3 protein-coding genes are annotated in these 2,669 nt (G+C 51.0%); all 3 read right to left on the bottom strand.

Annotation, left to right across the window (positions count from 1 at the left end; genetic code table 11):
* Nucleotides 1-29 precede the first annotated feature (29 nt).
* Nucleotides 30-293, bottom strand: coding sequence for a hypothetical protein (locus ACLIRY_RS26905; RefSeq protein WP_413208496.1), 264 nt, complete (start codon nt 291-293; stop codon nt 30-32).
* A 251-nt stretch (nt 294-544) separates the two neighbouring features.
* On the bottom strand, nt 545-1,072 hold the full coding sequence (locus ACLIRY_RS26900) for a hypothetical protein (RefSeq protein WP_413208495.1): 528 nt from the start codon (nt 1,070-1,072) through the stop codon (nt 545-547).
* Nucleotides 1,073-1,086: 14 nt separating this feature from the next.
* The coding region (locus ACLIRY_RS26895; protein ID WP_413208494.1) for a polymorphic toxin-type HINT domain-containing protein at nt 1,087-2,669 on the bottom strand (1,583 nt) is incomplete at its 5' end.

The following is a 2,669-nucleotide window of genomic DNA, read 5'->3' as shown; positions in this document are numbered from 1 at the left end:
CAAGCAGCAAGGCGTCTTTCTCCGCTTCGCTAAGTCGATATGTCCGGGGCGTTTTCATACAAAGGTTGAATCACAACCCAGGCCGTCAGCCAACCGATTTCGCCAACCCCGTGAGCAATTACGACGCAGGGGCCGCCGAAACACCGGTTGAATTGGCCATTCGTGGCCCATTCAAACCACAGGGTGGCGACGTTTTCGATGCCCTTGTTGACCAGGGAATTGGCGCTGATCGACAGGTCGCCCCCGGCCGCAAGGGTCGAGAAGTCGTTGAGAACCTCGCCGCCCGCGTCGATGGTCAGGTTCCGGCCGGCGACAATCTCGCCCTTGCCGGTGCTCGCCCCCGTGGCCGTGGCAACCGTGCCGTAGAGTTTGACCTTGATATTGCAAGGTCCAGAAAATTATAGAGAACTATCCCGGACAGACTCTCACTTCCGAATTGGCTAGGTTGGTCACCGAACCTGCGTTAAGTTGGGTGGTGCCCTTGCTCAACAAGCACTACTGAGAAGGAAGTCAGATTAAAGCGATCCCCTCCCAATTCAAAAACTCACAACAATGACTCTAATTTTTCAGAAGATACTTTCCAATTTGAAATTCCTTGTATGCTCCGAGAAAGATACATATAAAATATCTCCAGTTTTTCTTCAAAAAAAGGAAATATCGGGAAAGGATTTCCGTAGACAGATTCAATTTTATCAAAAAACTCCCTATTCTTCATATGACTCGATGGATTGCTTGTAATAAAAACAAAGCTATTTGTAATGTAAAAATCTTTAAACTCTTCTTCTCTACCATAGCACTCCCGTTTAAAAACTGTAGATTCAGGGATAATAGTAAAAATATCTATTCTCTTTGGGTGCTCTAATGCTCTTTCGAATTTTGTAATAAAACATGAAACCCTTCTCTCGCAGAGCGAGTATTTGGCTGCATGCTTCCATTGAGCGACGTATTGATCAATACTCCAATCATGGCAATATAAAAAAAAAGTTTCAGGTGTTTCTTCCAAAAAAATTTGACCTTCTACCTTTTCACCAAGAACACCGGCATCCCCCTTAATTTCAATAATTTTATTCATCCTCGCACTCCCCTTCAGCCTTTAAACAAATTAAGATTTTCGTCTGCGGTTCCCAGCCTTTCGCCAGCTCTGTCGAAGATCTTCCAGATACCTCCATTATGTCCATTAAAATCTGGACTAATAAATTGCTTTCCATTTGAGTACACAGGCTGTCGATGAGAATCAAATGGATATTGGTATGTACGCTCGTATCCTAAATTCTTTGCCGCCTCTGTTGCCTGAGGAGTGGTCATCCGTTGCCACGTGGTGGGATTAGCGTCTCCAACATCAACGTCGATATTCGTCGGCGCTCCCGAAGCATCCATTGGATGGTCAGTCAGATCATAGTACTTCCCATCCTTGCCCAGATAAATCTGCCGAATGTCACCAGTATCTGGATCTACGTAGTCGTAAACGGGCCGCCCATTTTCGACTCTCTTAAATTCAATGAGGCCATGGTCAACCTCATCCCAGCACTTGTTATGCACCCACACGGGCGCGGCGTTGTCGTTGGCCGCAACGAAGTAGGTGTGGAAGTCTGCGACGGTGAGATTGTAGGCCTTCAATGCTTTCTGTTCAACAAGCACCGACGTCACCTCGGCCCAAGACGCATCGTCGTTCAGCAGGCGATCGCCCGCTTGCAGGTTACCGGCATTCACCCATTTTCCATGGCCGATTGGACCGCGATAGGCATGCCCTTCGGACGGCCTTACCGCCCGGGTCGTTTGCACGAAATAGGGGTGGATGAGGTTCGAGACGATGGTCTGTTCCGCCCCGCCCTCAAGGTCGCGAACCGTTACTGAAACCGTTTGATCATAAGGGTTTGAATACTGCGCTTCGATGGCCTTCCATGCCATGTCCCCCGTATCGGCATCACGAGACCACACGGACATTTGCGCCCGTATATCTCTAATCGGCATAAGGCCAACACTTGTCAGAACCAAGGTGTCTCCGGAGAAGGAGCACAAACCGCCGCTCGCATGTCCCGCTGCCTTTTCGACCGCAGTACTGAGTTTTCCGGCGGCGGCTGAATTGTACTTTGCAACCCGCTGGATGAACAAACGAAGGCCTTTGGTTACGGCACTGGTCGGAATCGCCCCTGTGGCAATCTCAAACGCAGCTTCCGCCGCCATGGACAAGGCAAGGGTATCGGCCTCCTGACAAGCCGACTGGTCACCATTACCGCAAGCGGTTTCCAACTCAGACATGTTATTGATGTCGATGATTGTCATCACCGCACCACCTGCCCATAAGGCACTAGCCGCAACGACAAGCAAGGCGGCAAGCCCGAAAAAGTTGTTCTCGGCTGCAGTTCCGCCCGTTTGAACCGCCACATCGGCGTCCGCATTCGCAACGATGGCTGTGAAAGCCGCAGCGAGCTTGGACAGGTTAATGCCCATCGCTTGATAACTCTGGAGTACGTCCAGGACCCGCTGGTCCTGGGGGTCCGTCACCCCTTGTGCCTTAAGGGCCGCCAAATCGTTGTTTAGCTGGTCGGCGAACAGCGCTTCATAGGCCACACCGGCCAATTCTGCGGCAACGGCACCAATCGCGCCCGACGCACAGTCATCCGAGGCAAGCGCGCCCGTGCCACAGCCAACCACCGCATGGGCAATCA

Source organism: Rhodospirillum sp. A1_3_36, assembly GCF_047263945.1.
In the GTDB taxonomy this organism is placed as follows: Bacteria; Pseudomonadota; Alphaproteobacteria; order Rhodospirillales; family Rhodospirillaceae; genus Rhodospirillum.
Note: the sequence above shows the minus strand (reverse complement) of the source record. Positions and strands in the feature narration are given on the sequence as shown.